Source organism: Pseudomonas sp. GW822-FHT06D10, from assembly GCF_058799535.1.
On sequence record NZ_JBXALN010000003.1, the window covers coordinates 399,997 to 422,731 of the forward strand.

General features: G+C 63.1%; 21 protein-coding genes. 6 read left to right on the forward strand and 15 right to left on the reverse strand.

Translation table 11 applies throughout. The annotated features are described in order from the left end of the window. Window positions 1–88: 88 nt before the first annotated feature. Complete coding sequence (locus AC1RL5_RS11765; protein WP_011064151.1) at window positions 89–496, reverse strand: flagellar basal body-associated protein FliL; 408 nt, start codon at window positions 494–496, stop codon at window positions 89–91. A gap of 158 nt (window positions 497–654) precedes the next feature. Here AC1RL5_RS11765 and AC1RL5_RS11770 point away from each other — a divergent pair, with 158 nt between their 5' ends. After that, a complete protein-coding gene (locus AC1RL5_RS11770) occupies window positions 655–1,632 on the forward strand; it encodes an NADPH:quinone oxidoreductase family protein (protein ID WP_072451838.1) in 978 nt (325 codons plus the stop codon). Between the two features lie 16 nt (window positions 1,633–1,648). On the opposite strand, the gene AC1RL5_RS11775 is transcribed toward AC1RL5_RS11770, so the two are convergent. The 5 genes from AC1RL5_RS11775 to trxA form a co-directional block, all read right to left on the reverse strand. Continuing rightward, complete coding sequence (locus tag AC1RL5_RS11775; RefSeq protein WP_041120357.1) at window positions 1,649–2,299, reverse strand: gamma-glutamylcyclotransferase; 651 nt, start codon at window positions 2,297–2,299, stop codon at window positions 1,649–1,651. Window positions 2,300–2,513: 214 nt separating this feature from the next. Further along, complete coding sequence (locus AC1RL5_RS11780; protein WP_011064154.1) at window positions 2,514–3,482, reverse strand: CDP-6-deoxy-delta-3,4-glucoseen reductase; 969 nt, start codon at window positions 3,480–3,482, stop codon at window positions 2,514–2,516. Then, window positions 3,482–4,948 carry a 4-hydroxy-3-polyprenylbenzoate decarboxylase gene (ubiD, locus tag AC1RL5_RS11785; protein ID WP_011064155.1) on the reverse strand — a complete coding sequence of 489 codons (1,467 nt, stop codon included), beginning with the start codon at window positions 4,946–4,948 and terminating at the stop codon, window positions 3,482–3,484. Before ubiD ends, AC1RL5_RS11780 begins: the two co-directional genes overlap by 1 nt. Window positions 4,949–5,073: 125 nt before the next feature. After that, the gene (gene rho / locus AC1RL5_RS11790; protein ID WP_011064156.1) at window positions 5,074–6,333 is read right to left on the reverse strand and encodes a transcription termination factor Rho; all 1,260 of its coding nucleotides are present in this window, start codon (window positions 6,331–6,333) and stop codon (window positions 5,074–5,076) included. A gap of 246 nt (window positions 6,334–6,579) precedes the next feature. Then, window positions 6,580–6,909: a thioredoxin TrxA gene (gene trxA, locus AC1RL5_RS11795; RefSeq protein ID WP_003206727.1), complete on the reverse strand. Its 330-nt coding sequence runs from the start codon at window positions 6,907–6,909 to the stop codon at window positions 6,580–6,582. 374 nt (window positions 6,910–7,283) lie between these two features. Here trxA and ppx point away from each other — a divergent pair, with 374 nt between their 5' ends. Then, on the forward strand, window positions 7,284–8,786 hold the full coding sequence (ppx, locus tag AC1RL5_RS11800) for an exopolyphosphatase (protein ID WP_011064157.1): 1,503 nt from the start codon (window positions 7,284–7,286) through the stop codon (window positions 8,784–8,786). Between the two features lie 174 nt (window positions 8,787–8,960). On the opposite strand, the gene ppk1 is transcribed toward ppx, so the two are convergent. Further along, window positions 8,961–11,180 carry a polyphosphate kinase 1 gene (ppk1, locus tag AC1RL5_RS11805; protein ID WP_077934942.1) on the reverse strand — a complete coding sequence of 740 codons (2,220 nt, stop codon included), beginning with the start codon at window positions 11,178–11,180 and terminating at the stop codon, window positions 8,961–8,963. 18 nt (window positions 11,181–11,198) lie between these two features. Then, entirely contained in the window at window positions 11,199–12,212 is a 1,014-nt protein-coding gene (hemB, locus tag AC1RL5_RS11810; protein ID WP_072451840.1) for a porphobilinogen synthase, read from the reverse strand. Between the two features lie 207 nt (window positions 12,213–12,419). On the opposite strand from hemB, the gene AC1RL5_RS11815 reads away from it, so the two are divergent. Then, window positions 12,420–13,034 (forward strand): DedA family protein, encoded by a 615-nt coding sequence (locus AC1RL5_RS11815; RefSeq protein ID WP_011064160.1) that lies wholly within the window; start codon window positions 12,420–12,422, stop codon window positions 13,032–13,034. Here AC1RL5_RS11815 and AC1RL5_RS11820 read toward each other — a convergent pair. Further along, window positions 13,015–14,250: a sterol desaturase family protein gene (locus AC1RL5_RS11820; RefSeq protein WP_492589329.1), complete on the reverse strand. Its 1,236-nt coding sequence runs from the start codon at window positions 14,248–14,250 to the stop codon at window positions 13,015–13,017. The genes AC1RL5_RS11815 and AC1RL5_RS11820 overlap by 20 nt on opposite strands. A 113-nt stretch (window positions 14,251–14,363) precedes the next feature. Here AC1RL5_RS11820 and elbB point away from each other — a divergent pair, with 113 nt between their 5' ends. Then, on the forward strand, window positions 14,364–15,032 hold the full coding sequence (elbB, locus tag AC1RL5_RS11825; protein WP_492589327.1) for an isoprenoid biosynthesis glyoxalase ElbB: 669 nt from the start codon (window positions 14,364–14,366) through the stop codon (window positions 15,030–15,032). Between the two features lie 18 nt (window positions 15,033–15,050). Here the strand turns inward: elbB and AC1RL5_RS11830 are convergent, their stop codons facing one another. Further along, on the reverse strand, window positions 15,051–15,506 hold the full coding sequence (locus AC1RL5_RS11830) for a YaiI/YqxD family protein (protein ID WP_072451842.1): 456 nt from the start codon (window positions 15,504–15,506) through the stop codon (window positions 15,051–15,053). 79 nt (window positions 15,507–15,585) lie between these two features. Further along, on the reverse strand, window positions 15,586–17,484 hold the full coding sequence (locus tag AC1RL5_RS11835) for a cytochrome c/FTR1 family iron permease (protein ID WP_072451843.1): 1,899 nt from the start codon (window positions 17,482–17,484) through the stop codon (window positions 15,586–15,588). Between the two features lie 147 nt (window positions 17,485–17,631). On the opposite strand from AC1RL5_RS11835, the gene AC1RL5_RS11840 reads away from it, so the two are divergent. After that, the gene (locus tag AC1RL5_RS11840; protein WP_015637444.1) at window positions 17,632–17,754 is read left to right on the forward strand and encodes a hypothetical protein; all 123 of its coding nucleotides are present in this window, start codon (window positions 17,632–17,634) and stop codon (window positions 17,752–17,754) included. Window positions 17,755–17,811: 57 nt separating this feature from the next. Here AC1RL5_RS11840 and AC1RL5_RS11845 read toward each other — a convergent pair whose 3' ends face one another. From AC1RL5_RS11845 to AC1RL5_RS11855, 3 genes are all read right to left on the reverse strand, one after another. Beyond that, on the reverse strand, window positions 17,812–18,444 hold the full coding sequence (locus AC1RL5_RS11845; RefSeq protein WP_011064164.1) for a LysE family transporter: 633 nt from the start codon (window positions 18,442–18,444) through the stop codon (window positions 17,812–17,814). Between the two features lie 108 nt (window positions 18,445–18,552). Beyond that, on the reverse strand, window positions 18,553–19,134 hold the full coding sequence (locus AC1RL5_RS11850; RefSeq protein WP_093405491.1) for a mechanosensitive ion channel family protein: 582 nt from the start codon (window positions 19,132–19,134) through the stop codon (window positions 18,553–18,555). Next, entirely contained in the window at window positions 19,134–21,044 is a 1,911-nt protein-coding gene (locus AC1RL5_RS11855) for an ATP-binding cassette domain-containing protein (protein ID WP_011064166.1), read from the reverse strand. Before AC1RL5_RS11855 ends, AC1RL5_RS11850 begins: the two co-directional genes overlap by 1 nt. Window positions 21,045–21,094: 50 nt before the next feature. Between AC1RL5_RS11855 and AC1RL5_RS11860 the strand changes: the two genes are divergently transcribed. Continuing rightward, a complete protein-coding gene (locus AC1RL5_RS11860) occupies window positions 21,095–21,559 on the forward strand; it encodes a TIGR02444 family protein (protein WP_011064167.1) in 465 nt (154 codons plus the stop codon). Here AC1RL5_RS11860 and AC1RL5_RS11865 read toward each other — a convergent pair. Next, window positions 21,556–22,668: an AlgP family protein gene (locus AC1RL5_RS11865; RefSeq protein ID WP_123577220.1), complete on the reverse strand. Its 1,113-nt coding sequence runs from the start codon at window positions 22,666–22,668 to the stop codon at window positions 21,556–21,558. The two genes, AC1RL5_RS11860 and AC1RL5_RS11865, sit on opposite strands and share 4 nt — an antisense overlap. Window positions 22,669–22,735: the final 67 nt, after the last annotated feature.

The following is a 22,735-nucleotide window of genomic DNA, read 5'->3' on the forward strand; positions in this document are numbered from 1 at the left end:
ACACCACGTAGGAGCCGGTTTGCCGGCGAAGGGCCGCAGGGACGCCTTCGCTGGCAAGCCAGCTCCTACGCCTGTAGCGGGGGCAGGCTTACTGAATGATCAGGTTGTTGAACAGCAGGTCTTCCACCACCGGCTTGCCGGTTTCGTCGTTCATGACTTGCTGCACCTGCTTGAGGGCTTCCTGGCGCAGCTTTTCCTTGGCTTCGACGTTATTCATGGTGTCGCTGGTCTGCTGGGCGAACAGCGCCACCAACTGGTTGCGTATCAGCGGCTCGTTGGCCTTGACCGCCTGGGCCGAGGCGTCGCCGGTTACCCGCAGGGCCACGTCGGCCTTGTAGACCTTGAGTTTAGGGCCGCCGTCCAGGCCGTAGTTGCCCACGAAGGGTGGGTTCAGGCTGATGTAGCTGACTTTCGGTGCTTCACCTTCTTTGGCCTCTTCGGCCATCGCTGCCATGGGCAGGGAGAGGGCCAGCAGCAACATGATCCACGCTTTCACAATTCGCTCCTTAATCCGGTTTGCGGCCTAGCATAAAGGCCCGCCCGCCTGAGCCCAAGCACAAGCTTATGGCTGGTCATCAGGACCGGGCATGCTCGTTGACCGCCTGATTCACACTCCTACACTTATCGGCCACCACTCCCAAAGGAATAGCCCTGATGAAAGCCGTGCTGTGCAAAGCCTTCGGCCCTGCCGAAACGCTGGTGCTGGAAGAGGTCGCAAGCCCCGTGCCGAAGAAGAACGAGATCCTGCTGGAAGTGCATGCCGCAGGCGTCAACTTCCCGGACACCCTGATCATCGAGGGCAAGTACCAGTTCAAGCCGCCATTCCCCTTCTCCCCGGGGGGCGAAGCGGCCGGCGTGGTCAGCGCAGTGGGCGAGAAGGTCGGCCACCTCAAGGCCGGTGACCGGGTCATGGCCCTGACCGGCTGGGGCAGCTTCGCCGAGCAGGTGGCCGTCCCCGGTTACAACGTGCTGCCGATTCCCGCCGCCATGGACTTCAATACAGCCGCCGCCTTCAGCATGACCTACGGCACCTCGATGCACGCCCTCAAGCAGCGCGGCAACCTGCAGCCCGGTGAAACCTTGCTGGTGCTTGGAGCCTCGGGCGGGGTCGGGCTGGCCGCCGTGGAAATCGGCAAGGCCATGGGCGCCCGGGTGATTGCCGCTGCCAGCAGCGCGGAAAAGCTCGCCGTGGCCAAGGCCGCTGGTGCCGATGAACTGATCAACTACAGCGAAAGCAGCCTGAAGGACGAGATCAAGCGCCTGACCGGCGGCAATGGCGCAGACGTGATCTACGACCCGGTGGGCGGCGACCTGTTCGACCAGGCTATCCGCTCCATCGCTTGGAACGGCCGGCTGCTGGTGGTGGGGTTCGCCAGCGGGCGCATCCCCGAGCTACCGGTGAACCTGGCCCTGCTCAAGGGTGCAGCGGTGGTGGGTGTGTTCTGGGGCTCCTTCGCCCAGCGCCAGCCCCAGGACAATGCGGCGAACTTCCAGCAACTGTTCGGCTGGTTCGCCGAGGGCAAGCTCAAGCCGCTGGTCTCCCAGGTCTATCCGCTGACAGAGGCTGCGCGAGCCATCGATGATCTCGGCCAGCGCAAAGCGGTGGGCAAGGTCGTGGTGCAGGTGCGCTAAGACCGGCTACAGGGCCTCAATGGGCGACCGCCCCCTTGCAGCGCTTGAGCCGCGCCTCCAGGTTGCGATCCGGCATGGCGTGGCTGCGCAGGGCCTGGACCGTCTGTTCGACATAATCGCGGGTGGTGCCATACCGCCCGCAAGCGCTTTCGAACACCTGGTTCAGGACATCGTCCGGCAGATTGCCGGCATAGCTGGGCAGGTGTCGCTCCAGCACAAAGCCCAGGGCCTGAACCTGGCTGCCATCCTCAAGGCGGCAGTTGAGCCAGTGCGGGCGATAGGAGGGATAAGGCATTTCACGCTGCCACAGGGCGTACAGCGAGGCGTCCAGTTGCTCTTCCGGCAGCCGATAGGCGAAGCCGCTGCAGGAGCCGCCACGATCCAGGCCGAACACCAGCCCCGGCAGCTCCGGCGTGCCGCGATGCTCGTGGGACCACAGGTACAGGCCGCGATGATAACCATGCACCCTGCCTCGCTTGCGTTCGACCGCCGAGCATTCCGGGCGCCAGATCAGTGAACCGTAGGCGAACAGCCACACCGGCCCACCCTTGTGCCGGGCCATGGTGGATTGCATGGAACTGCGAAGTTGGTCGTGCGTCAGCTGCGGGCCCAGATCGAGCCGCGGAGGGTAAGCCAGATTCAGATAACTGGATTCAAGGGCTGTCATGGCGAATAGCGTTCGGCTCCCCGCGTAAAAGAAGTTACTTAATAGAACGCTTGGCAGTAACTGCAAGACACATGAGTTTAAAGGCAAGTTAAGTGCCACTAAGCAGTGGCACTTAAGTTGGAGGCTTATATATAACCTACCGGCATTTATTTAATTAGATAAATACCGATAGGCTATATACAGAGTTATAACGCGCCGCGCAGGCCCGATGCAGTCAGGGCCGCGGGGCGTAGGCAAACACGTCGGCGCGCATTTGGTGGGCATCCATCCCGGCACTCACCAGCGCATCCAGGGTGGCGTAGATCATCGCCGGCGAGCCGCTGGCGTAAACGTGTACCGCCGACAGGTCGGTAATGTCCTCGCACACCGCTTCATGCAGCATGCCGCAGCGCCCCTCCCAGCCACACAGGTCGCTGACCACTTTGTGCAGGTAGAGGTTGGGCAGTTGCTGCCACTCGTCCCAGTGTTCCAGCTGGTAGAAATCTTCCGGCCGGCGCACGCCCCAATACAGGTGCACCGGATGCTTGAAGCCGGCGGCCCGACAATGCTCGATCAGGCTGTGCATCTGCGCCATGCCGGTACCGGCGGCGATCAGCACCAGCGGCCCATCCGGCAACTCGGCCAGGTGGGTGTCGCCAAAAGGCAACTGCACCCGAGCCATGCGGTTGCGCTGCAGTTGCTCCATCAGGCTTTGCGCACTGTTCTCGCGCACCAGCACATGCAGTTCCAGATCTCGCCCGCTGTGAGGCGCCGATGCCAGGGAAAAGGCCGACTTCTCACCGTTGTCCCGCTCCAGCATCAGGTACTGCCCTGCGTGATAGCGCGGCGGCTTGCCGGCCGGTGCCCGCAGCCTGACCCGCCAGACATCGCCGCCGACCTCCAGGCATTCAGTAAGCTGACACGACAGGCTGCGCACCGGCAATTCTCCCAGCGCAAGGACGCCATCCCACAGCACGATGCAGTCTTCCAGCGGCTCTGCAATGCAAGTGTAGAACTCGCCGTGATCACGCACGTCGCCAGCTTGCTGCACGCTGCCCTCCACCAGCAGCGCCGCACAGACATGACAGTTGCCATTGCGGCAGCTCTGCGGGCATTCATAGCCCAGGCGCCGCGCCGCATCGAGAATCCGCTCGCCGGGCAGCGTCTCAAGCACCGCTCCGGAGGGCTGCAAGGTTACACGCATCAATCTATTCCTAACTGATTCCAGATGGCATCGATCCGGCGGGTGACCGCCTCATCCTTGACGATGACCCGGCCCCACTCTCGGGTGGTTTCTCCAGGCCACTTGTGAGTCGCATCGAGCCCCATCTTCGAACCCAGGCCAGACACCGGCGAGGCGAAGTCGAGGTAGTCGATCGGGGTGTTGTCGATCATCACCGTGTCGCGCTTGGGGTCCATGCGCGTGGTGATGGCCCAGATCACATCGTTCCAGTCCCGGGCATTGATATCGTCGTCGGTGACGATAACGAACTTGGTGTACATGAACTGTCGCAAAAACGACCAGACACCCAGCATGACCCGCTTGGCGTGGCCCGGGTACTGCTTCTTCATGGTCACCACCGCCATGCGGTAGGAACAGCCTTCGGGCGGCAGGTAGAAGTCGGTGATTTCCGGAAACTGCTTCTGCAGGATCGGCACGAAGACCTCGTTCAGCGCGACGCCGAGGATCGCCGGCTCATCGGGCGGCCGGCCGGTGTAGGTGCTGTGGTAGATCGGCTTGATGCGGTGGGTGATGCGCTCCACGGTGAACACCGGGAAGCTGTCGACCTCGTTGTAGTAGCCGGTGTGGTCACCGTACGGGCCTTCATCGGCCATCTCGCCGGGATGGATCACCCCTTCAAGGATGATTTCAGCCGTGGCCGGAACCTGCAGGTCGTTACCGCGGCACTTCACCAGCTCAGTGCGGTTGCCCCGCAGCAGGCCGGCGAAGGCGTATTCGGAAAGGCTGTCCGGCACCGGGGTCACGGCGCCGAGAATGGTCGCCGGGTCCGCGCCCAGCGCCACCGACACCGGGAACGGCTGGCCCGGGTGCTTCTCGCACCACTCGCGGTAATCCAGCGCGCCGCCGCGGTGGCTCAGCCAGCGCATGATCACCTTGTTGCGGCCGATCACCTGCTGACGATAGATACCCAGGTTCTGCCGGTCCTTGTTCGGGCCCTTGGTCACGGTCAGGCCCCAAGTGATCAGCGGGCCGACATCGCCCGGCCAGCAGGTCTGCACCGGCAGCATGCCAAGGTCGACGTCGTCGCCTTCGATCACCACTTCCTGGCACACCGCATCCTTGACCACCTTGGGCGCCATGGAAATGATCTTGCGGAAGATCGGCAGCTTGGACCAGGCGTCCTTGAGCCCCTTGGGCGGCTCCGGCTCCTTGAGGAACGCCAGCAGCTTGCCTATCTCGCGCAGTTCGCTGACCGCTTCGGCGCCCATGCCCAGGGCCACGCGCTCGGGGGTGCCGAACAGGTTGCCGAGCACGGGGATGTCATAACCGGTGGGGTTTTCAAACAGCAGGGCCGGGCCTTTGGCACGCAAGGTGCGATCGCAGACCTCGGTCATTTCCAGCACTGGGGACACCGGAACCTGGATGCGCTTGAGTTCCGAGCGCTGTTCCAGGCCGCTGATAAAGTCGCGCAAGTCGCGATACTGCATGCGTGAGCCTCGTTTTCGCCGTGGCATTCGGGGCAGGCAGTTTAGCGCCGAACCCACAGGTTCAGAATAGAGAATGTCAGATAGCAAAAAGCCGGGTTTCCCCGGCTCTTGCTGGCCTGATCGATTTACTTGCGTTTCATCGACAGGAAGAACTCATCGTTGGTCTTGGTCTGTTTCAACTTGTCGACCAGGAATTCGATGGCAGCGACTTCATCCATGGGATGCAGCAGTTTGCGCAGGATCCACATGCGCTGCAGCTCGTCGTCGGCGGTCAGCAACTCTTCGCGGCGAGTGCCGGAACGGTTGATGTTGATGGCCGGGAAGACGCGCTTTTCAGCGATCTTGCGGTCCAGGGGCAGTTCCATGTTGCCGGTACCCTTGAACTCTTCGTAGATCACTTCATCCATCTTCGAGCCGGTTTCAACCAGCGCCGTAGCGATGATGGTCAGCGAGCCGCCTTCCTCGATGTTCCGCGCGGCGCCGAAGAAACGCTTCGGTTTCTCCAGGGCGTGGGCATCGACACCACCGGTCAGGACCTTGCCGGAGCTCGGGATCACGGTGTTGTAGGCACGGGCCAGACGGGTGATGGAGTCCAGCAGGATCACCACGTCCTTCTTGTGTTCAACCAGGCGCTTGGCCTTCTCGATCACCATCTCGGCCACTTGCACGTGGCGGGTTGGCGGCTCGTCGAAGGTGGAGGCGACCACTTCGCCGCGCACAGTGCGCTGCATTTCGGTCACTTCTTCCGGACGCTCGTCGATCAGCAGCACGATCAGATGAACTTCAGGGTTGTTGCGCGTGATGTTCGACGCGATGTTCTGCAGCATGATGGTCTTGCCCGCCTTTGGCGGAGCAACGATCAGACCACGCTGGCCTTTACCGATCGGGGCGCACAGATCGATCACACGACCGGTCAGGTCTTCGGTGGAACCGTTGCCGGCTTCCATCTTCATGCGCACGGTCGGGAACAGCGGCGTCAGGTTTTCGAACAGAATCTTGTTCTTGGCGTTCTCTGGGCGGTCGTAGTTGATGGTATCGACCTTGAGCAGCGCGAAGTAACGCTCGCCTTCCTTGGGAGGGCGGATCTTGCCAACGATGGTGTCACCGGTGCGCAAGTTGAAGCGACGGATCTGGCTTGGCGAGACGTAGATATCGTCCGGGCCAGCAAGATAGGAGGCGTCAGCAGAGCGAAGGAAGCCGAAGCCGTCCTGGAGGATCTCCAGCACGCCATCACCGGAGATTTCCTCACCGCTTTTCGCGTGCTTTTTCAGCAGGGAGAAAATCACGTCCTGCTTGCGCGAACGGGCCATATTTTCTATGCCCATCTGTTCGGCCAATTCGAGCAGTTCGGTAATCGGCTTTTGCTTGAGTTCAGTCAGATTCATATAGGAATGACGTAATCATTTATAGAGGGGGGAAATTAAGCTTTTGGCTTAATGAGGCCGCGCCGCAGAGAAGGCGACAGGATCGCGTACTAATTCGAAAAGGAGAGCGTCGGCGACGGCTTGCAGGGGGCAATGGAGAAACCAGTGCGGGGCCGAATGTAACACCTGAGTTTCAGAGCGTCTAGCCCTCAATTACGAAAAAGCCCCGCATTTTGCGGGGCTTTTTCAAGGGTACCGAATCGACGCTTAGATGTTGGCGTCGAGGAAGGCAGCCAGTTGCGACTTCGACAGTGCACCAACCTTGGTAGCTTCGACGTTGCCGTTCTTGAACAGCATCAAGGTCGGGATACCACGCACGCCATGCTTGGCCGGGGTTTCCTGGTTCTCGTCGATGTTCAGCTTGGCAACGGTCAGCTTGCCCTTGTAGGTTTCAGCAATTTCGTCCAGAACCGGAGCGATCATTTTGCATGGGCCGCACCACTCGGCCCAGTAGTCGACCAGTACAGCGCCTTCGGCTTTGAGTACGTCGGCCTCGAAGCTGGCGTCGCTGACGTGTTTGATAAGATCGCTGCTCATGGAATTCTCCAGGTTGTAAGCAAAAAAACGTGGCCCATCATATCTGCCCTTCCCGCGTTCAGGAAGCCGGAGATGATTGACTCTAACTATGGTGCCCCACGAGTTTGGGTATAGCTCAGCTGGGGACGTTACGCGGGTTGCACAGGCCATTCGGCAACCCCGGCCGGCACCGCGCACCTGTTGCAGCAGGGTCTTTGCCTGGCTGCCAAGGAGCGGCTCGCCCGATTGAACGGGATCTTTACTGGCCAGGGAACCGCCGGCCCACCGCCCCGGCGCAGGCTTTTATGCGTTGAATCAACGCATTGGACACTGCGCGTTGGCGCGAGCCGTTGATCGTGGCAGGATGGCGAGGTTATCGACCGAGACCCCCAACCATGCCCCAATCCCAAGCCAAGAATCTGTCCCTGATCGCCGCGATCGATCTGGGCTCCAACAGCTTTCACATGGTCGTGGCCAAGGCCCGGAACGGTGAAATCCGCATTCTCGAGCGGCTCGGAGAAAAGGTTCAACTGGCCGCCGGCATCGACGAAGAACGCCAGCTCAACGAAGAATCCATGCAGCGCGGTCTCGACTGCCTCAAGCGCTTCGCCCAACTGATCAACGGCATGCCCCAGGGCACGGTGCGCATCGTCGGCACCAACGCCCTGCGCGAAGCCCGCAACCGCGGCGAGTTCATTCGCCGTGCCGAGGAAATCCTCGGCCACCCGGTGGAAGTCATCTCCGGCCGTGAAGAAGCCCGCCTGATCTACCTCGGGGTGTCCCACACCCTCGCCGACACCCCGGGCAAGCGCCTGGTGGCCGACATCGGCGGCGGCAGTACCGAATTCATCATCGGCCAGCGCTTCGAACCCCTGCTGCGCGAGAGCCTGCAGATGGGCTGCGTAAGCTTCACCCAGCGCTATTTCCGCGACGGCAAGATCACCCCTGCCCGCTATGCCCAGGCCTACACCGCCGCACGCCTGGAGATCATGAGCATCGAGCATGCCCTGCATCGCCTGACCTGGGACGAAGCCATCGGCTCGTCCGGAACCATTCGCGCCATTGGCCTGGCCCTCAAGGCTGGCGGCCAGGGTAGCGGCGAGGTCAACGCCGAAGGGCTGGCCTGGCTCAAGCGCAAGCTGTTCAAGCTCGGCGACGCCGAGAAGATCGACTTCGAAGGCATCAAGCCCGACCGCCGGGCGATCTTTCCCGCTGGCCTGGCAATTCTCGAAGCGATCTTCGACGCCCTGGAACTGCAACGCATGGATCACTGCGAAGGCGCCCTGCGTGAAGGCGTGCTCTACGATCTGCTGGGCCGCCATCATCACGAAGACGTCCGCGAACGCACCCTCAGCTCGCTGATGGAGCGCTACCACGTCGACCTGGAACAAGCCTCGCGCGTTGAAGGCAAGGCCCTGCGCGCCTTCGACCAGGTGGCCGCGGACTGGGACCTGGAAGACGGCATCTGGCGCGAACTGCTGGGCTGGGCGGCCAAGGTCCATGAAGTGGGGCTGGACATCGCCCACTATCACTACCACAAGCACGGTGCCTACCTGATCGAGCACTCGGACCTGGCGGGTTTCTCCCGGGAAGACCAGCAGATGCTGGCTCTCCTGGTGCGCGGCCACCGCCGCAACATCCCCAAGGAAAAATTCGCCGAGTTCGGCGACGACGGCATCAAGCTGATCCGGCTGTGCGTGCTGCTGCGTTTCGCCATCCTCTTCCATCACATCCGTGGCACCCAGCAAATGCCTCAGGTGAGCCTCAGCGCCCTGGGCGATCAGCTGGACGTGGAGTTCCCGGAAAACTGGCTGGATGAAAACCAGCTGACCCAGGCCGACTTCGCCCTGGAGGCCGAATGGCTGACCCGGGTGGGCATCGTGCTCAACGTCAACTGACCCTGCCACGGAGCTGCAGGAGCCGGCTTGCCGACGAAAAGGCCGCTACCCCTTGCATCGCCCTCAGGGACGCCTTCGCTGGCAAGCCAGCGCCCACAGTTCTTGCAAGCCGCACAAAAAAGGCCAGCCCGGTGATCGGGCTGGCCTTTTTATTATCAGCGACGCCTGACGCGCTTAGCGCACCGGCAGTACCGGGCTGCCAAGGCGCTCCAGCAGGGTTGCCTGGGCACTGCGCGGGTTCTGGTTGCCGGTCGGCGTGTTGCGAATATAGCGGCCGTCGGACTGCAGGCTCCAGCTGTGGGTGTTGTCGGTGAGATAGCTCTCCAGCTCTTTCTTGACCCGCAGAATCAGCTTCTTGCCCTCCACCGGGAAGCAGGTCTCGACCCGCTTGTCGAGGTTGCGCTCCATCCAGTCGGCGCTGGAAAGGAACATCTGTTCCTCGCCGCCATTGAGGAAGTAGAACACCCGGGTGTGCTCCAGGAAGCGGCCGATGATCGAGCGCACGTGGATGTTGTGCGAGACCCCGGCAATGCCCGGACGCAGGCAGCACATGCCACGCACCACCAGGTCGATGCGCACGCCCGACTGGCTGGCCTTGTACAGCGCGCGAATGATCTTCGGATCGGTCAATGAGTTGAACTTGGCGATAATGTGCGCCGGTTTGCCGTCCAGGGCGAACTGAGTCTCCCGGGCGATCATGTCGAGCATGCCCTTCTTCAGGGTGAACGGCGCATGCAGCAACTTCTTCATGCGCAGGGTCTTGCCCATGCCGATCAGTTGGCTGAACAGCTTGCCCACGTCCTCGCACAAGGCATCGTCGGAGGTCAGCAGACTGTAGTCGGTGTACAGACGGGCGTTGGCCGCGTGGTAGTTGCCGGTGCCCAGGTGCGCATAACGCACGATCTCGCCGGCTTCGCGACGCAGGATGAGCATCATCTTGGCGTGAGTCTTAAACCCCACCACGCCGTAGATCACCACCGCACCGGCCGCCTGCAGACGGCTGGCCATCTGCAGGTTGGACTCTTCGTCAAACCGCGCACGCAATTCGATCACCGCGGTGACCTCCTTGCCGTTGCGCGCCGCGTCCACCAGGGCGTCGACGATCTCCGAGTTGGCACCACTGCGGTACAGGGTCTGGCGCACTGCCAGCACATGCGGGTCCTTGGCAGCCTGGCGCAGCAGGTCGACCACCGGGGTGAAGGATTCGAACGGGTGCAGCAGCAGGATGTCCTGCTTGCTGATGACGCTGAAGATGTTCTCGCTGTTCTGCAGCAGCTTGGGGATCTGCGGGGTGAACGGGATGTATTGCAGCTCCGGGTGGCTGTCCAGGCCGGTGATGCTGAACAGCCGCGTCAGGTTCACCGGGCCGTTGACCTGGTACAGCTCGGTCTCGTGCAGGTTGAACTGCTTGAGCAGGTAGTCCGACAGGTGCTTGGGGCAGGTGTCGGCCACTTCCAGGCGCACCGCGTCACCGTAGCGACGGGAGAACAGCTCGCCGCGCAGCGCACGGGCCAGGTCTTCGACGTCCTCGGTGTCCACTGCCAGGTCGGCGTTTCGGGTCAGGCGGAACTGATAGCAGCCTTTTACCTTCATGCCCTGGAACAGGTCATCGGCGTGGGCGTGGATCATCGACGAGAGGAACACATAGTTGTCGCCAGGGCCGCCGACTTCTTCCGGCACCTTGATGATCCGCGGCAGCAGGCGCGGCGCGGGGATGATCGCCAGGCCCGAATCGCGCCCGAAGGCGTCGATGCCTTCCAGCTCGACGATGAAGTTCAGGCTCTTGTTCACCAGCAATGGGAACGGGTGCGTCGGGTCCAGGCCGATGGGGGTGATGATCGGCGCGATCTCGTCGCGGAAATAGCGGCGAACCCAGGTCTTGAGCTTGGTGGTCCAGTAGCGGCGACGGATGAAGCGGATCTGATGTTTTTCCAGTTCCGGCAACAGGATGTCGTTGAGGATCGCGTACTGGCGGTCGACATGCCCGTGCACCAGTTCGCTGATGCGCGCCAGCGCCTGGTGCGGCTGCAGGCCGTCGGCACCGGCCTGTTCGCGAGCGAAGGTGATCTGCTTCTTCAGGCCCGCCACGCGGATCTCGAAGAACTCGTCCAGGTTGCTGGAGAAGATCAGCAGGAACTTCAGGCGCTCCAGCAACGGATAGGACTCATCCAGTGCCTGCTCCAGCACGCGGATGTTGAATTGCAGCTGCGACAGCTCGCGGTGGATGTACAGGCTGCTGTCATCCAGGTTGGGAATGACGATGGCCGGTGCCGGTTGCGTCTCGGCCACCGCGGCCGGGGCCACTGGCTCCAGCTCCGGCGGGGTCTCCACCACTTGCTCGACCACCGGCTGAGCTTCTTTTACGGCAACTTCTGAGAGTCCTTCAGTATTCATCGCGTGTTCCTGGGAGGGCTATTTTTGCTCTCGTAACAATTGAGCAGCACGAACGGCAAAGTAAGTCAGGATGCCATCGGCACCTGCACGTTTAAAAGCGGTCAGGGATTCAAGAATAACCCCCTCACCCAACCAACCATTCTGGATTGCTGCCATGTGCATGGCGTATTCGCCGCTGACCTGATAGACAAAGGTCGGCACCTTGAATTCATCTTTGACCCGCCAGAGGATGTCCAGGTACGGCATGCCCGGCTTGACCATGACCATGTCCGCGCCTTCGGCGAGGTCCGCCGCCACTTCATGCAGGGCTTCCTGGCCGTTGGCCGGGTCCATCTGGTACGAGGCCTTGTCGGCCTTGCCCAGGTTCAGCGCCGAGCCCACCGCATCGCGGAAGGGGCCGTAGTAGGCGCTGGCGTACTTGGCCGAGTAAGCCATGATGCGCACGTTGGCATGCCCGGCCAGTTCCAGGGCCTCGCGGATCGCCTGGACCCGCCCGTCCATCATGTCCGACGGTGCCACCACCTGGGCGCCGGCCTCGGCATGGGACAGGGCCTGGCGCACCAGGGCGTCGACGGTGATGTCGTTCTGCACATAACCCTGTTCGTCGAGGATGCCGTCCTGGCCATGGGTAGTGAACGGGTCAAGGGCAACGTCGGTGATCACCCCCAGGGCCGGAAAGCGTTCGCGCAGGGCGCGGGTGGCACGCTGGGCGATGCCGTCGGGGTTCCAGGCCTCGGCCGCATCCAGGGACTTGAGCCCGGCCGGCGTCACCGGGAACAGCGCCAGGGCCGGAATCCCCAGATCGACCCAGAGCGCCGCCTCTTCCAGCAACAGGTCGATGGTCAGGCGCTCCACACCCGGCATCGAAGCCACCGCTTCGCGGCGATTCTCACCCTCGAGCACGAACACCGGCAGGATCAGGTCATCCACGCTCAGGCGGTTTTCCCGCACCAGACGGCGGGAAAAGTCATCGCGACGGTTGCGCCGCAGACGAGTGGCTGGAAACAGGCGGTTGGCGGGGGTAAAGCTCACGGCGGACTCCAGGGCTCGCGCTGGCGGACGAGCGGGACAGTTATAAGCGGGCATTATGACGAACAGATGACAGTTGTGCTCAAGCTGTTGACCGGCAGCAACACTCATTGTCATTGGCCGGATTGTTCACGTCGAGACACATTTCGATACTTTCCCGAACGTCGTCGAAGGGGTAGGCTGCGCGTTCATTTCGCCAGCATCCAGACAATGCTCCAACAATTTCTTCAGGATTTCGGCTACTTCGCCCTCTTTCTCGGCACGTTTTTCGAAGGCGAAACCATTCTGGTTCTTGCCGGATTTCTCGCGTTCCGCGGATACATGGATATCAACCTGGTGATGGTGGTTGCCTTCTTCGGCAGCTACGCCGGTGACCAGCTGTGGTACTTCCTGGGGCGCAAGCATGGCCGCAAGCTGCTGGCGCGCAAACCGCGCTGGCAAATGATGGGTGACCGGGCGCTGGAGCATATCCGCAAGCACCCGGATATCTGGGTACTGAGCTTTCGCTTCGTCTACGGGCTACGCACCGTGATGCCGGTGGCCATCGGCCTGTCCGGCTATCCGCCGGGCCGCTACCTGCTGCTCAACGGTATCGGCGCAGCGATCTGGGCCATAGCCCTGGCCCAGGCGGCCTACCATTTCGGCGCAGTCATGGAAGGCATGCTCGGCAGCATCAAGAAGTACGAGCTGTGGGTGCTGGGCGCCCTGCTGGTCCTGGGCTTCGGCCTGTGGCTGCGCCGGCGCTTCAAGAACGCACGCCTGGCCAAGCAGATCTACGAAGCCGAACAGGCCTCCGCCCGGGAACCTAAGACGCCAGCCGAGTAACACGCGAGCCGCAGCCATACAGCCCGCAGACACTCAGCAGGCTGTAGCTGCCCAGCGCCACCCAGGCCAGGGGGCTGGCCGGCCACAGACCGACCAGCGGCGCCAGCCATACCAGGGGCAGATTCAGCAGCAGCCGCGCCCCTTCCAGTTTCAGGCTCCAGGGCCGATCCTCCAGAGCCGCGCCCAGTACGAACAGACCCAAGGCCATCGCGCCCCCGCCCAGCAGCAGTGCCTGGACCGACAGGCTGCTCTGGGCATTCATCAGGTAGCTGCCCAGGGCTACATACACCGCGAACTGCAGCACCACGTACATCTGACGCCGCACATCCAGGGCCACCTCGAATTTGCGAAACTGGCTCAGCTCCGGCTTGGCCAGGGGATAACGGGCCTGCACATCCGCCGGGCGCCAGCCGGTGCGCATGAACCAGATCCGCAGCTTGTCCCGCACATGCTCGGTGCGCCGGGCATCATTCCAGAGCTGGGCATAGAACTGCAGATTGGCCCACAGCGGGTTCCAACTGGCCAGCGGGGTCGTCACGCCGAACACCACGGGCTCGTTGTCGTCCTCTTCCTGGTAGGTGCCGAACAGCCGGTCCCAGAGAATGAACACCCCGCCGTAGTTGCGATCCATATAAAGAGCGTTCTGCGCGTGATGGGCCCGGTGATTGGAGGGGGTCACGAAGAACCATTCATACCAGCCCAGCTTGCCGATGTGCCGGGTATGCACCCAGAACTGATACAGCAGATTGAGGGCTGCCACCGTGACGAACACCACCAGCGGCACCCCGAGTACCGCCAGGGGCAGGTAGAAGATCCAGCTCAACAGGAAGCCGGTGCTGGTCTGGCGCAGAGCCGTGGAGAGGTTGTAATCCTCGCTCTGGTGGTGCACCGAGTGAGCGGCCCAGAGGATATTGCGTTCATGACCGCAGCGATGCAGCCAGTAGTAGCAGAAGTCGTACAGGACAAAGGCCCCGATCCACACCCAGAGGCTGTGCGCCGACAGCTCGAACAGCCCCCAATGCTGGAGGGCGAAGGTATAAGTGACCAGTCCCAGCCCCTTGGTCAGCAGGCCCGTGGTGGTGGACAACACGCCGGTGCTGATGCTATTGACCGCATCGGCAACCCGGTAGTTATTCACTCCCCGCCAGCGATCGGCCAACAATTCAGCAACAATCAACACAAAGAAAAACGGCACCGCATAGAGGATGAGGTTCATGGCGCGACCCGATCGATATCGATAACCAAGATTAGGTCCGACGACTCCATCCCCCTATGGCCAGGTGTGACAAACAGGCGGACATTTAGCGCCATGAATCTGGAGAAAAACCCATGAGCAAAAAAGTTGCAGTGATCCTTTCCGGTTGCGGCGTGTTCGACGGCGCCGAAATCCACGAAAGCGTGATCACCCTGCTGCGCCTCGACCAACGCGGCGCCCAGGTGCAGTGCTTCGCCCCGAACATCCCCCAGATGCATGTGCTCAACCACCTGACCGGCGAAACCATGGCCGAGACCCGCAACGTGCTGGTGGAATCGGCGCGCATCGCCCGGGGTGAGGTCAAGGACCTGCGCGAAGCCCGCGTCGAAGACTTCGATGCGCTGATCATTCCCGGTGGCTTCGGGGCAGCCAAGAACCTCTCCAGCTTCGCCACCGAAGGCGCTGCCTGCACAGTCCAGGCCGACGTCCTGGCCCTGGCCGAAGCCTTTGCCGAAGCCGGCAAGCCGGTGGGCCTGATGTGCATCGCCCCGGCCATGGCCGCGAAGATCTACGGCCCTGGCGTGACCTGCACCATCGGCAACGATGCCGACACCGCATCCGCCCTGGGCAAGATGGGCGCCACCCACACCGAATGTGCGGTGGGCGAGATCATCGAAGACAAGGCGCGCAAACTGGTGAGCACCCCCGCCTACATGCTGGCGAAATCCATCAGCGAAGCGGCCTCGGGCATCAACAAACTGGTGGACCGGGTGCTGGAGCTGACCCACGAAGGCGACAAGTGAGCCTCTAGCGAGCGCCCCTCAGGCCTGGCGCGCCAAGCGCGTCAGGATGCGGTCCAGGGCGTTGGCGAAGGCCTGTTTTTCCCGCTCGCCATAGGGCGCTTGCCCACCACTGACCTGCCCCTGTTCACGCAGGTCGGTAAACAGGTTGCGCACCGCCAGGCGCTCGCCCATGTTCTGTGCGTCGAACTCCTTGCCCCGCGGGTCCAGGGCCGCCACGCCCTTTTTCACCAGACGGTCGGCCAGCGGCACGTCACTGCAGATCACCAGTTCACCAGGCACTGCGTGCTCCACCAGGTAATCGTCGGCGGCATCCGGGCCGCTGGGCACCACGATCAGCCTGACGCAAGCAAAGGCCGGCTTGATCTGCGCCTGTCCGGCCACCAGCACCACTTCGAACTGGCGCTTCAGGGCGAAGCGCACTACTTGATCCTTGGCCGCCTTGGGGCAGGCATCGGCATCGATCCAGACACGCATTGAATGTTCTCCCTCCAGAATGCAGAACGGGCAAGCCGCCCCTTCAGGAGCGGGCTTGCCCGCAATCAACTACGCCGGCTCAGGAAGCCTGCACGCGGCGCTTCTCACTCATGCGGCTGCGGCTGTAGAGCACCACGATCGCCAGGATCGCCACCGCCTGGGCACCCAGCGAGTAGGCGTCGGCATGAATACCCAGCCAGTCGAAGTCGAAGAACGGCACTGGCCGCGTACCGAAGATACCCGCTTCCTGCAACGCCTTGACGCCGTGCCCGGCGAACACCACCGACAAGGCGCAGAGCAGTGCCGCGTTGATGCCGAAGAACAGCGCCAGGGGCAGCTTGGCCGAGCCCCGCAGGATCACCCAGGCCAGCCCCACCAGCAGCACCAGGGCGGTGGCGCCACCGGCCAGTACCGCGTTGTGCCCGGCAGGGCCGGCCTGCAGCCACAGGGTTTCGTAGAACAGGATCACTTCGAACAGCTCGCGATAGACCGAGAAGAACGCCAGCACCGCAAAGCCGAATCGCCCGCCGCCGCCCACCAGGCTGCTCTTGATGTAGTCCTGCCAGGCCGCCGCATGCCGGCGGTCATGCATCCACACCCCGAGCCACAGCACCATGACACTGGCGAACAGCGCGGTGGCGCCTTCGAGCAGTTCACGCTGGGAACCGCTGACATCGATCACGTAGGCCGCCAAGGCCCAGGTACCCAGGCCGGCCAGCAAGGCCAGTCCCCAGCCGACGTTGACACTGCGCACCGCCGATTGCTGGCCTGTGTTACGCAGGAAGGCGAGGATGGCCGCCAGCACCAGGATCGCTTCCAGGCCTTCGCGCAGCAGGATCAGCAGGCCGGAAATAAAGCTCAGAGACCAGCTCAGGCTGTCGCCGCCCAGAAGCTCGGCGGACTCCTTGAGCTTGGCCTTGGCCGCGTCCAGACGCTGTTCGGCCTGGGCCACCGGCAAACCATCCTGCAACGACTGCCGGTAGGCCATCAGGGCCTTTTCGGTGTCTTTGCGGACGTTGGCATCGACGTTGTCCAGGGAGCTTTCTACCAGCTCGAAACCTTCCAGGTACGCCGCTACCGACAGATCGTAGGCCTGTTCGTGATCACCGCTGCGATAGGCCGCCAGGCTCTTGTCCAGGGTCGATGCGGTGTAGTCCAGCAACTGCGCCGGCCCCCGTTTGACCTGAGGCGGCTGGGCCCGCTGGGCACGGAAAGTCGCGGCTGCCTGCGGTCCCTGGGCGGCCAGTACTTCACCCGGTGTCTGCCGGGCCAGGTCGGCCAGGTTGAAGCTCTGCTCGCCCTTGGCGGCCGCAGGGTCGGCGCTGAAACTGGCGATGTAGGTGGCCAGGTCCCAACGCTGGCGATCATCCAGTTGATCAGCGAAGGACGGCATGTCGGTGCCTTCCACGCCCAACCCCAGGGTGTTGTAGATGGCATACAGGCTCAGGCGGTCGAGACGTTCGACATCCCGCAGGTTGGCCGGTGGTGGGGTCATGCCCACGCCCGCCGGACCATCGCCGGCGCCCTGCTCGCCATGGCATACCGAGCAGTGCTGGGCGTACAACGGCGCGCCACGGGTCGGATCCGGGGTGATGATCGGCGCCTGGCTGACCTCATAGGCCACCGCCAGCCGGGCCCCCATCTGCCGCGCCTGGCGAGCTACCTGATTGCCATCGACGCGGTCATCCACCGCTTTGCGCAGGCTGACAACGCCTTGCTCCAGTTCAGCCTTTTCCGGTTTGGTCGGCAGATCGGCGATCAACCCCTGCAGGACGCCGAGAAACTCCACCTGCTCACGGTACTCGGACTCGTCAATGACCTTGCCCCCCTCGACCGTGGCGGGATAGTCCGCGCCAATGTAATCCAGCAGATGCAGGGCCTTGGGCGCGCCGTCGACGGTATCGGCCAGCAGGTTGAAGCTGAAAAGCGCCAGCACCGGCAACACTAGCAACGCCAGTAAACGGGAAGGGGCAATCATGAATAAATCTCAAAGGGAAATAAGAAGTAACATATTGTTCCCTCCCAACGGGTTTCACTCAAGGCTTATCAGCCCCGCTGAAACATCTTCGCTCACAGGCCACCAGCCTCACGCCCAGGTAGCACCCGCTCTCCTTGCTTGTGCAAAGTGTCCAAGCCCCTGGGCGAAGACGTCACCCGGCAGTTGGGTCGTGACAGCTGCGAGCAACCGCGCCAAGCGCCGATGCACAACAACCAGCCGCCGGACACGGCGCCAGTGATCCTGCGCTAAACCGCACGCAAACGAAAAAGGCGACCCGGTGGGTCGCCTTTTCTTGTTCCTGCAAACCTAGGCCGCCGCTTTGCGGATAGTTGCCAGAAAACCGGCGGCGCCGAGGAACAGGCCGGCGAAGGTGCGGTTCATCCGCCGCTGCTGGACCGGGGTGCGCAACAGGCGCAGGACCTTGGACGCCAGCCCCGTATAGCCGGCCATGACGATCAGGTCGACCACGATCATGGTGGCGCCGAGAATCAGGTACTGCTTGACCAGGGGGGCATGGGGATCGATGAACTGCGGCAACACCGCCAGCATGAACACCAGCGCCTTGGGGTTGCTGATGTTTACCAGGAAACCGCGAAACACCAGGGCCAGGGGCTTGCCGATGGGGCGAATGGCGGCGTCATCACTGAGGTCGCTGGGCAGCGCGCGCCACTGCTTGACCGCCAGGTACACCAGGTAGGCCACACCGAACCACTTGATGGCATAGAAGGCCGTGGCAGAGGCCGCGAGAATGGCCCCGACACCGGCCGCGACAATGGCAATCTGCATGGCCAGGCCCAGTTGCAGCCCCAGGGCGTTCCAGTAGCCGCGCCAGAAACCGTATTGCAGGCCGCAGGACATCGACGCAATGGCGCCGGCGCCCGGGGAAAGACTGATTACCCAACTGGCGGCAAAGAACGCCAGCCATGTCTCAAGCACCATCGCACACCTCGGATCGAATTGGTCGTGACTGCCTAAGCTAATCCTCCGCTTGGCGGCTGACCATATTTTTTTCGCCCAAAGGTGATGCAGCGGCTACAGAGGAAGGGGTTACTTCTCGCCGCTGCCCACGGGCAGCACATCAGTGCCACGCCAGCGGCGCACCGAGCGCTGGAAGAACAGGCTGTTGGGCACCTGGACCATGGCGCTGCCGGTGCCGGCTTCCTCGGCTTCGATCAGGGTGGTGTACAGCAGGTTGATCGCCACGACCCGGCCCTTGACCCCAGGCTTGTCGACGGTGTCCACCAGCTCCACCACGTCACCCAGGCGGAACGGACCAACCGTGAAGATCAGGATCGCGCAGAGCAGGTTGGAGAGCACGCTCCACATGGCGAAGAAGGCCACCGCCGCCACGGCGACGAAGCCTGAAAGGGCGGTCCACAGCACCGTGGCGGAAACCCCCAGGCGCTCCAGCACGAAGATCACCGCGCCGCCCATGATCAGCCAGCGCAGGCCACCCCGCAGGGGCATCAGCAACTGCGGCGGGAACGGGTAGCGCTCGCCCAGGCGGGTCAGGCCACGAGCCACGAAGCGCTGGGCCAGGTAGCCCGCCAGGAGGATCAGCAGGATCTGCACGCCAATCCACAACGGGCCGATCCACTGGGCCGGCAACGGTAATTGCAGCGCCTCCATCAGGACAGCGCCTCCAACTCGGCCTGCATGCTTTCCAGCAGTTCCAGGGCCTCCATCCAGGCTTCTTCCAGCTCGGACTCCCGGGTCTTGAGCTTGGCCTGCTCGGCCAGCAGATCCCGCAACTCATCCTTGCGCGCAGCCTCGTACAAACCGCTGTCGCCCAGGCTGGCCTCGATCTTGGCCAGGCGTTCATGCACCTTGCCCAACTCGGCTTCCAGCTTGTCGGCCTCGCGCTTGTGCGGTGCCAGTTGCTGACGCAACGCCGCGGCGGCCTGGCGCTGGGCCTTCTTGTCGGTCTTGTCCGGGTTCACCGGCGTGTTGCTGACCGGGGCATTGCGCTGGCGGTAATCCACCAGCCAACGGGTGTAGTCGTCCAGGTCGCCGTCGAACTCTTCGACCTTGCCGTCGGCCACCAGGAAGAAGTTGTCGGTGGTGCTCTTGAGCAGATGGCGATCGTGGGAGACCACCAGCACCGCACCACTGAACTCTTGCAGGGCCATGGTCAGGGCCAGGCGCATCTCCAGGTCCAGGTGGTTGGTGGGTTCGTCGAGCAGCAACAGGTTGGGCCGCTCCCAGGCGATCAGCGCCAAAGCCAAACGGGCTTTTTCACCGCCGGAGAAGTTCAGCACCGGCTCGTCGATCCGTGCGCCGCGGAAGTCGAAGCCGCCGAGGAAGTCGCGCAGGGTCTGCTCGCGCTCGGTGGGCGCCAGGCGCTGCAGATGCAGCAAGGGGCTGGCCTTGGAGTCCAGGGAATCGAGCTGATGCTGGGCGAAGTAACCGACAACGGTGTTCTCGCCCCGGGTCAGGCGCCCGGACAGCGGCTGGAGTTCGCCGGAGAGGTTCTTGATCAGGGTCGACTTGCCGGCGCCGTTGGGCCCCAGCAGGCCGATCCGCGCGCCCGGAGTCAGCTGCAGCTTGACCTTCTCCAGGACCGCACGCTCGCCATAGCCCAGGCGGGCATCGGAGAGGTCGATCAGCGGGCTGGAGATCTTCGTCGACTCACGGAAGGTGAAATCGAAGGGCGAATCGACGTGGGCCGCCGACAGCTCCTCCATGCGTTCCAGGGCCTTGATCCGGCTCTGTGCCTGCCGGGCCTTGGTGGCCTGGGCCTTGAAGCGGGCGATGTAGCTCTCCATGTGCGCGCGCTGCGCCTGCTGCTTCTCGTAGGCTTGCTGCTGCTGGGCCAGACGCTCGGCACGGGCGCGTTCGAAGGCGCTGTAGCCACCGCGATAGAGGGTGATCTTGCGCTGGTCGACGTGGGCCACGTGATCGACCACGGCATCGAGGAAGTCCCGATCGTGGGAGATCAGGAGCAAGGTGCCGGGGTAACCCTTGAGCCACTCTTCGAGCCAGATGATGGCGTCGAGATCCAAGTGGTTGGTAGGTTCGTCGAGCAGCAGCAGGTCCGAGGGACACATCAGCGCCTGCGCCAGGTTCAGGCGCATCCGCCAGCCCCCGGAGAAGTCGCCGACCTGACGGTCCATCTGCTCGTTGGTGAAACCCAGGCCAGCCAGCAGCTTGCGCGCCCGCGCGTCGGCGGTGTAACCGTCGGCGCTGTCCAGCTCAGCATGCAAGCGCGCTTGCGCGGCGCCGTCCTGGGCCGCTTCTGCAGCGGCCAGGTCACGCTGCACCTGGCGCAGGCGCAAGTCGCCGTCGAGCACATAGTCCACCGCCAGGCGCTCGAGGGTATCGACCTCCTGACGCATGTGGGCGATGCGCCAGTCGGCCGGCAGGAAGCAGTCACCCGAGTCCGGGTGCAGCTCACCGCGCAGCAAGGCAAAGAGGCTGGATTTGCCGGCGCCGTTGGCACCGATCAGGCCGGCTTTCTGGCCGGCGTGCAGGGTTAGCTCGGCGTCTTCTAGCAGACGTTGCGGGCCACGCTGTAAAGTCAGGTTCTGAAGTCGAATCATAATGGCGGCGGAGTCTACCAGCTTCGCTAGCAACTGGCGCGAGTAGCAATATGTCCCCTGACCTGTGGAGCTTTGCCCTGAAGACCTACGCCCTGCCCGGTGTGCAGGAGGCCTGCCTGCAACTGCAGGATGGCGGGGCCAATGTCTGTCTGTTGCTCTGTGGCGCCTGGCTTGGCCAAAGGGGGGTCGACTGCGATAAGCAGCGCCTGCAAGCGCTCGAAGAGTTGGCTGCGCCCTGGTATCAGGAGGTGGTCGAACCCCTGCGCAAACTGCGGATTGAGTGGCGAGCCGCCGCGGCCAGCGACGTGCAACTGAGCACCTTGCGCGAACAACTCAAGGCCCTGGAGCTGGATGCCGAACGGCAGTTGCTGCTGCGTCTGCAGGAAGGGGCACGAAAGTGGCCCGAAGCTCAGGCCCGGAGCCTGAATGACTGGCTGGAAGGACTGGCGGCCGAAGCCGCCGTCCGGAACCGCAATGCGCTGCAGGTACTGCGCATCGCGGTGGCCGGCGCTTAGGAAGCGCTGGAAGGGTTGCTGGCTGGAGCCGACGCAGGAACAGCAGGTGCACTTGCAGCTGGTGCCGGCGAGGCAGCCGGAGCAGGAGTTGCAGGCTTGGCCGCTGCGGGCGCGGGAGCTGCAGGTTTGGCAACTGGAGCAGTTGGCTTGGCTACAGCAGGCTTGGCTACAGCAGGCTTGGCGGCTGCGGGCTTGGCAGCAGGCTTTTTCGCGGCCGGCTTGGCAGCGGGTTTTGCTGCGGGTTTGGCGGCAGGCTTGGCCGCCGATGCCGCGGCTGGCTTGGCAGCTGCAGGTTTGCTCGCAGGTTTGGCCGGAGCTTTTGTAGCGGCGGGTTTCGCTGCTGGTTTAGCGGCCGGTTTGGCGGCAGCCGGTTTAGCCGCAGCGGTCTTGGTGGCAGCAGGTTTCGCTGCTGGCTTGGCGGCTACGGGCTTGGCGGCAGGTTTAGCAGCTGGCTTGGCCGCAGCGGCTTTGGTCGCAGGCTTCGCAGCGGGCTTGGCGGCTGGCTTGGCAGCTACCGGTTTGGCAGCCGCCGCTTTGCCGGCAACAGGCTTGGCCGCTGGTTTGGCAGCTGCGGTTTTGGCCGCGGCGGGCTTGGCTGCACTGGCAGCAACAGGTTTTTTCGCCGCCGGCTTGGCAACAGGTTTGGCCGGTGCCTTGGCAGCAGGCTTGGCCGCCGGTTTTTTAGCTGCTACCGCTGCCGGCTTGGCATCACGAGAGCTCAATGCCTTGCCTACCGCTTCCTTCACACGACCCACGCCTTGAGCCAGTTTCAGGCTCTCCTGGGCATCGCGCTTGAGTTGCAGAATGTAGCTGCGGGTTTGTGCCTGACGCTCTTTCAGGGCGTCCAGCAAGTCTTCGAGTTCCTTGACCGCGGTCTTCGCCTTGGCTTGTGCCTTGGCCTTGCCGGCCGCCGCAGCGTCCTGCAGTTTGGTGCGCGATTTGTGCAGTTTTTCCTGCGCCTTGCCCCGTTGTTTTTCCAGCTTGGCGAGCAGTTTTTCAGCATCAGCCAAGGCTTGGGAACAAGCGTTTTCCAAATGTTCGAGCAAGCTGCCCGACAGCTGTTGGAGCAAATGCAACGGAGTATTTACAGGCTTCTTATTGGCCGACATGGTTTACCTCCTGGCTGACGTGAGTTGCGGCTCATACTAGACCTCTGCTGCTACCGCCGCTAGGGCA

Coding starts and splice junctions, on each gene's coding strand:
- AC1RL5_RS11850 (WP_093405491.1), bottom strand. CDS start 19,134: ATGGAGGCGCTGCAATTACCGTTGCCGGCCCAGTGGATCGGCCCGTTG.
- AC1RL5_RS11775 (WP_041120357.1), bottom strand. CDS start 2,299: ATGACAGCCCTTGAATCCAGTTATCTGAATCTGGCTTACCCTCCGCGG.
- elbB (WP_492589327.1), top strand. CDS start 14,364: ATGAGCAAAAAAGTTGCAGTGATCCTTTCCGGTTGCGGCGTGTTCGAC.
- rho (WP_011064156.1), bottom strand. CDS start 6,333: ATGAATCTGACTGAACTCAAGCAAAAGCCGATTACCGAACTGCTCGAA.
- trxA (WP_003206727.1), bottom strand. CDS start 6,909: ATGAGCAGCGATCTTATCAAACACGTCAGCGACGCCAGCTTCGAGGCC.
- AC1RL5_RS11860 (WP_011064167.1), top strand. CDS start 21,095: ATGTCCCCTGACCTGTGGAGCTTTGCCCTGAAGACCTACGCCCTGCCC.
- AC1RL5_RS11835 (WP_072451843.1), bottom strand. CDS start 17,484: ATGATTGCCCCTTCCCGTTTACTGGCGTTGCTAGTGTTGCCGGTGCTG.
- AC1RL5_RS11855 (WP_011064166.1), bottom strand. CDS start 21,044: ATGATTCGACTTCAGAACCTGACTTTACAGCGTGGCCCGCAACGTCTG.
- AC1RL5_RS11845 (WP_011064164.1), bottom strand. CDS start 18,444: ATGGTGCTTGAGACATGGCTGGCGTTCTTTGCCGCCAGTTGGGTAATC.
- AC1RL5_RS11815 (WP_011064160.1), top strand. CDS start 12,420: ATGCTCCAACAATTTCTTCAGGATTTCGGCTACTTCGCCCTCTTTCTC.
- AC1RL5_RS11780 (WP_011064154.1), bottom strand. CDS start 3,482: ATGCGTGTAACCTTGCAGCCCTCCGGAGCGGTGCTTGAGACGCTGCCC.
- ubiD (WP_011064155.1), bottom strand. CDS start 4,948: ATGCAGTATCGCGACTTGCGCGACTTTATCAGCGGCCTGGAACAGCGC.
- ppx (WP_011064157.1), top strand. CDS start 7,284: ATGCCCCAATCCCAAGCCAAGAATCTGTCCCTGATCGCCGCGATCGAT.
- AC1RL5_RS11830 (WP_072451842.1), bottom strand. CDS start 15,506: ATGCGTGTCTGGATCGATGCCGATGCCTGCCCCAAGGCGGCCAAGGAT.
- ppk1 (WP_077934942.1), bottom strand. CDS start 11,180: ATGAATACTGAAGGACTCTCAGAAGTTGCCGTAAAAGAAGCTCAGCCG.
- AC1RL5_RS11770 (WP_072451838.1), top strand. CDS start 655: ATGAAAGCCGTGCTGTGCAAAGCCTTCGGCCCTGCCGAAACGCTGGTG.
- AC1RL5_RS11820 (WP_492589329.1), bottom strand. CDS start 14,250: ATGAACCTCATCCTCTATGCGGTGCCGTTTTTCTTTGTGTTGATTGTT.
- AC1RL5_RS11865 (WP_123577220.1), bottom strand. CDS start 22,668: ATGTCGGCCAATAAGAAGCCTGTAAATACTCCGTTGCATTTGCTCCAA.